The following is a 5,078-nucleotide window of genomic DNA, read 5'->3' on the forward strand; positions in this document are numbered from 1 at the left end:
ACAGGAGAATATCTTCTTGCTTTTGACGGAGTAAAAACTGTTGGAATCGGTGTAAATAATCTGAAATCAGATACAGAAGCTCCGGGATATATGAACGGTTCCTTTAATTTCTCGCTTCTGGATACAGGAACAGAGGAGGAACCCAATCCGCTGGCAGCCTTTGGACTGACTGCAAATATTATTTCTGATGCAGCAGCACAGACCTCACAGGTAGATCTTTCACTTACAAGTTCAGGCGCTCCTGTTGTAACATTGTCAGTAACAGGCGGCTATGAAGCGTCAGGAGAAAGTGTTGAAATGCCGGATCAGGCAGTTCTTGATGCAGCTCTCAGTGTAGAAAGTGAAGAAGATATGACTGCATTTGCGGAAGGACTGGACTGGACAACGGTTCTTACGAATTTAGGCGCAGCAGGCGTTCCGGAAGAACTGATTAATCAGTTACAGATGATGCTTACAGCTCCTGATGCGGCAGCAGCAGAGGTACCGGAGACAGTGACTGAGGAATCAGCCGCATAATAGAAAGCAGAATAACAGAAATGAAAAAGGATATCCTTTCTGTCAGATGACAAATCTGAAGGGGATATCCTTTTTTATCATTTTATTGTTCCAGTCTGTGACTGACCTGGCGGAAAGTAAGGTTAAATACAATTCCCTTGGCGATAGAGGTCAGAGTCAGAGCCCACCAGATACCGGTCAGACCAAGTGAGGTACCGGTAAGGACAAGCGCCAGGGGAATGCGGGAACCGGTAAGCAGGATGCTGATGATACTGCAGATTTTTGTTTTCCCAAGACCGGACAGTGCTCCGATGGTAAGCATTTCCACGCAGAGGAAGGCTTCGCCCAGACCGATAATGATCATATATCCGACCGCAATTTCCAGAACCTCCGGTTCGTAGAAAAACAGAGAAGAGATCTGCCGTGGGAACAGGACAAAAACTGCGGTTACAATAACACCCCAGGTAATCATGATCTTCATGGACACCTTATAGCCCTTTCGTATCCGGTCTGTTTTTCCTGCGCCATAATTCTGTGCTACAAAAGAGTTCAGGGCTGTGGCAAAACCGTCTGCAGTATTCCAGGAGATAGACTCAATCTGTCCTCCCACTCTCTGGGTGGCAATGGCTCCGGGTCCAAATGCAGAAACCATACGGGTAAGCACCATGGAGATCATACAGTAAAGAGTTCCCTGAAGAGCAGTGGGACCTCCGATTCTGCAGATAGAATGATAGATGGCGCGATCCTGTATGGAGAACAGATGCACATGGCGGAGAACATTATCCTGATTTTTTTTCTGGAAAACCCCTGCGATCATCACAGCCATAACAATAAACTGAGCAGTAACAGTTGCAATTGCAGCGCCGGCAACCTCCAGACGGGGACAGGGGCCGATACCCAGAACCAGAAGCGGATCCAGGATCATATTCATGACCAGCCCGATCAGATTGGCGATAAACGGTGTTTTTGAATTTCCCTGAGCTGTATAAATTCCGGTAAGGGTATAATTAAGGTAGGAAAAAATAACCAGTCCACAGGTGATCTTCATATAAATTTCCGCATGCGCATAGGTCTGCGGGTCTCCCAGATGAAAAAAATCCAGAAGCGGCCCAGTAAAGATCAGGCACACTGCAGAAAACAAAAAGGCAAAAATACAGGTAAGCTGAAGGGCCGCAGAGGCGTAATCCCTGGCTGCCTTTGTATCTCCCCGTCCGCAGCTTTGGGCCACATTGACCTGACCGCCCATGCGGGCCAGAGAGCAGAGCCCCTGGGAAAGCCATACATACATGCCCCCCATTCCCACACCTGCCACTGCCTTGGAACCAAGAACACCGATCCATGCCATATCGGTGATGTTGTAGGCTGTTCCCAGAAAGGAGGAAGCCATAATAGGCAAAGCCAGCTTTGCCAGAGTTTGTACAATAGGACCATTGGTAAGGTCTGTCTGTTGTTTTTTGTTCATAATCATCTCTTTCCTGTCTGTAAAATTACATTATGAACTTATCTTAATGAATTAGGGAACAGAATGCAACAGGAATTTTCTGATTATCAGGAATATATTTACTCATAATGTTCCTCCTTCTACTGCTGTCAGAAGGAGAGATAATCATAACATTTCTGTATGAAAGAGTAAATATCAACTGTGCGCAGGTAAATTCCACCGCATAAGGGGCATGCGGTGGAATTTAAAATTTCATTTTAGGCATTATAGGTATTAACAAAAAGCATATTACGGATATGCAGAAGAATATGGTATACTTCATAAGTAAGGTATCATATTCAAAGAAAACAAAAAGGAATCAGGAGGTCAGTAAATGGGTTGTCTTGGAAACTTGTTATGGTTCATATTCGGAGGAGCGATCAGCGCCCTTAGCTGGTGCGTGACAGGATGTCTCTGGTGCATTACTGTTGTAGGTATTCCCATAGGTATGCAGTGCTTTAAGTTTGCTTCTCTCAGTTGTTTTCCCTTTGGGAAAGAAGTGCGTTACGGCGGAGGAGCAGTATCCCTTCTTGTGAACATTATATGGCTGATCGTTTCCGGTCTGCCTCTGGCGATCGAACACGCGGTTATGGGCGTGATCCTCTGTGTGACAGTTATTGGAATCCCCTTCGGACTTCAGCAGTTTAAGCTTGCCAAGCTTGCGCTGATGCCATTTGGAGCAGAGATATATTAAAAAGAGAGATCTGACTATGGGATTCGGGATATTTACCTTGAATGGGAGATATTTTGTGGAATAAAGGGCTTACGGCAGATTACGTTACAGTAACTCCCGGCGGAAAAGATATTATAAGCTTGAGGGACTATTTGGTATTAATGATAAAGCGGCAACTTAGAAAATGTGGAGACAGTTATGACTGAAAGAGAAAGAATGTTGGCAGGAGAATTATATGATTGTGGAGATCCTGAATTATTAGCACAATGGCATAAAGCTAAAGACTTAGTAAGAGATTATAATCAAACCAACTCTGCTCAGGCAGATGAAAAGGAAAGAATTCTAACTGAGCTTCTGGGTGGCAAAGGTAAAAACTTATGGATAACAGCACCTTTTTATGTTGATTATGGTAATAATATTTATTTTGGAAACAACTGTGAAGTAAATATGAATTGTACTTTTTTAGATGATAATATTATTCGTATAGGAGATAATGCTTTAATTGCACCAAATGTACAAATATATACAGCATTTCATCCAACAAATGCGAGTGACCGTTTTGGTGAGCCTAAAGAAGATGGATCATTTGAATTTTGCAAAACACAAACCGCACCAGTGATTATTGGTAATAATGTATGGATTGGTGGCGGAGCAATTATTATGCCCGGGGTTACAATCGGAAATAATGTTGTTATTGGAGCAGGAAGCATTGTGACAAAGGATATTCCTGATAATGTCATAGCTTATGGAAATCCCTGTAGAGTAGTAAGAGAGAATAAATAAAATTCTGGTTTAAGAAATTAAAAAAATCTGAAATTTATCAAACAGTTAGCCTGTTAAGGAGATGATTATATCCAAAATCATATCAATTCCACTGGACGATAGTGCATCGTTTTGAATCAAAGGGATATCGGAAATCATGGAAAAAAGCAGATTATCCGGGTGTTCGTGTAAGCATGGAAACGAAATTTGATGGAGTAATCACACCATTAAAGATTGATATTTCTACAGGAGAAATCATTACACCAGGAGAAATCAAGTACAACTTTTAGGAGATTCTTCCGGAAGTGTTGCGGCAAGTTCTTCTGTCTCCGCAGCCGAGGGATCCTGTTCCAGCTCCGCCTCATTAAAAAGGTTTAACTGACCAGGAAAATCAATCACACGTTTTTCACTTGAGGAACCAAAAAGCTTCTTGCGGAGAAGACGAATCTCGTCTTTCAGATGGTCTCTCTCCTGAATAAGAGCTTCTTCCCGTTTGTTGGCAGCATCCACAGTTGCCTGAAGTGTCTTTATCATGTTTCTAAGATCTGTGATCATATCTTTCAGCTCACGAAGCTGAAGGTCTTTGGAACTGTTAGCCACTGCTTTTTCCTCCCTTTTCTGATGCTTCTATTATACCAGTATACCAGAAAACAGAGGATTTTCATAGAAAAACAAGGTGTGTAAAAGCCTGAAAAGTGCCGAAAATACAAGGGAATCCGGTACTTTTGTGTGCAGATTCAAGCTGGCTTTTTAAGATGTTCTGATTGCTTTTGGCTGCTCGATATCGATGCCGGACATCAGCCAGTCAAATTCCCTCCAGGTAAGATTTCGTACCTCCGATTTATCTCGTGGCCATCGGTAAGAACCCTGAACTGTCAGTCTTTTATAGATCATGACGATCCCATCCGGTTCCTTCAAGATTGCTTTGATCCGGTCACATTTTCTACCGCAGAAGAGATAGAGTGCATGGTCGATTTCCATAGAGAACTGATCCTGAATGATGGCACAAAGACCATCAATGGACTTTCTCATATCTGTTCTTCCACAGACAAGGTAGATTGCATCGACATTCGAGATATCCGCTAGCATGTGGACTCCCTGAGCACAGCCATCAGAGTTTTTAATAAAACCGGCTGGACAGTATTGCTTATGCGGATCCGAAGTCCATTTGCTTCGATTTCAATCGTATGTGGATTGTCAAGGTACAGCGAACGGTTTTTTCCCATTGAAACCAGTTCCGCCGGAGTATGCTCCGGCTCTATAGCAATCCGGACTACATCCTGTTTATGGGATGTAAAATCGAGAGTGCTTGCTTTTCCAGATGGTTCTGGTATCTCACAGGCTCTTTTGCGAAGCCTGCTGACAGCATTGTAAAAACAGCTGGGAGAAATCCCATTTTCATGACACCAGGCAGCATCGGTAAGACCGCTTTGCCTGCAGGATGTCACCAGTTCCAGCCATTCATCCAGGGAACGGCCTGGAGTACGTTTACCATTCATAATGAAACCTCCAATTGTAGTAAAAATCTACTTCCTATCAAGATGATGGAGTAAAAAACTATTTTCTATCATTATGAATGAAAAAAAGATAAATTTGTAGTTACCCAAAAATTAAGCGGTTCTTTCCGCACTTAGTTGAAATTGATGTGTTAAAGTTATATAATACATT

General features: G+C 42.8%; 6 protein-coding genes and 2 pseudogenes. 4 read left to right on the forward strand and 4 right to left on the reverse strand.

Translation table 11 applies throughout. From position 1 onward, the window contains the following. Positions 1 to 516, forward strand: a pseudogene (locus QVP40_RS06080) (hypothetical protein); the annotation flags it as partial. Positions 517 to 598: 82 nt separating this feature from the next. On the opposite strand, the gene QVP40_RS06085 reads toward QVP40_RS06080, so the two are convergent. Then, the gene (locus QVP40_RS06085; protein WP_288200352.1) at positions 599 to 1,957 is read right to left on the reverse strand and encodes an MATE family efflux transporter; all 1,359 of its coding nucleotides are present in this window, start codon (positions 1,955 to 1,957) and stop codon (positions 599 to 601) included. Between the two features lie 352 nt (positions 1,958 to 2,309). Between QVP40_RS06085 and QVP40_RS06090 the strand changes: the two genes are divergently transcribed. The 3 genes and pseudogenes from QVP40_RS06090 to QVP40_RS13870 all read left to right on the forward strand — a co-directional run. Further along, positions 2,310 to 2,669 (forward strand): YccF domain-containing protein, encoded by a 360-nt coding sequence (locus QVP40_RS06090; protein WP_022067590.1) that lies wholly within the window; start codon positions 2,310 to 2,312, stop codon positions 2,667 to 2,669. A gap of 177 nt (positions 2,670 to 2,846) precedes the next feature. Continuing rightward, the gene (locus tag QVP40_RS06095; RefSeq protein WP_022067591.1) at positions 2,847 to 3,431 is read left to right on the forward strand and encodes a sugar O-acetyltransferase; all 585 of its coding nucleotides are present in this window, start codon (positions 2,847 to 2,849) and stop codon (positions 3,429 to 3,431) included. 58 nt (positions 3,432 to 3,489) lie between these two features. Beyond that, positions 3,490 to 3,697: pseudogene (locus tag QVP40_RS13870) on the forward strand (nucleotidyl transferase AbiEii/AbiGii toxin family protein); the annotation flags it as partial. Here QVP40_RS13870 and QVP40_RS06105 read toward each other — a convergent pair. The 3 genes from QVP40_RS06105 to tnpA all read right to left on the reverse strand — a co-directional run bounded on the left by QVP40_RS06105 (position 3,684) and on the right by tnpA (position 4,909). Next, complete coding sequence (locus tag QVP40_RS06105; protein WP_318272861.1) at positions 3,684 to 3,965, reverse strand: transposase; 282 nt, start codon at positions 3,963 to 3,965, stop codon at positions 3,684 to 3,686. The pseudogene QVP40_RS13870 and the gene QVP40_RS06105 sit on opposite strands and share 14 nt — an antisense overlap. A gap of 195 nt (positions 3,966 to 4,160) precedes the next feature. Beyond that, a complete protein-coding gene (gene tnpB / locus QVP40_RS06110; protein WP_009247500.1) occupies positions 4,161 to 4,499 on the reverse strand; it encodes an IS66 family insertion sequence element accessory protein TnpB in 339 nt (112 codons plus the stop codon). Then, positions 4,493 to 4,909, reverse strand: coding sequence for an IS66 family insertion sequence element accessory protein TnpA (gene tnpA / locus QVP40_RS06115; RefSeq protein WP_022067593.1), 417 nt, complete (start codon positions 4,907 to 4,909; stop codon positions 4,493 to 4,495). The genes tnpB and tnpA overlap by 7 nt, the downstream gene beginning before the upstream one ends. Positions 4,910 to 5,078: the final 169 nt, after the last annotated feature.

The organism is Blautia sp. CAG:257 (genome assembly GCF_000433815.1).
Taxonomy (GTDB): domain Bacteria; phylum Bacillota; class Clostridia; order Lachnospirales; family Lachnospiraceae; genus Blautia_A; species Blautia_A caecimuris.

Excerpts from the sequence above, each read along its gene's own strand:
- tnpA (WP_022067593.1), bottom strand. The coding sequence starts at position 4,909 with ATGAATGGTAAACGTACTCCAGGCCGTTCCCTGGATGAATGGCTGGAA.
- QVP40_RS06090 (WP_022067590.1), top strand. The coding sequence starts at position 2,310 with ATGGGTTGTCTTGGAAACTTGTTATGGTTCATATTCGGAGGAGCGATC.
- tnpB (WP_009247500.1), bottom strand. The coding sequence starts at position 4,499 with ATGCTAGCGGATATCTCGAATGTCGATGCAATCTACCTTGTCTGTGGA.
- QVP40_RS06085 (WP_288200352.1), bottom strand. The coding sequence starts at position 1,957 with ATGAACAAAAAACAACAGACAGACCTTACCAATGGTCCTATTGTACAA.
- QVP40_RS06105 (WP_318272861.1), bottom strand. The coding sequence starts at position 3,965 with ATGATCACAGATCTTAGAAACATGATAAAGACACTTCAGGCAACTGTG.
- QVP40_RS06095 (WP_022067591.1), top strand. The coding sequence starts at position 2,847 with ATGACTGAAAGAGAAAGAATGTTGGCAGGAGAATTATATGATTGTGGA.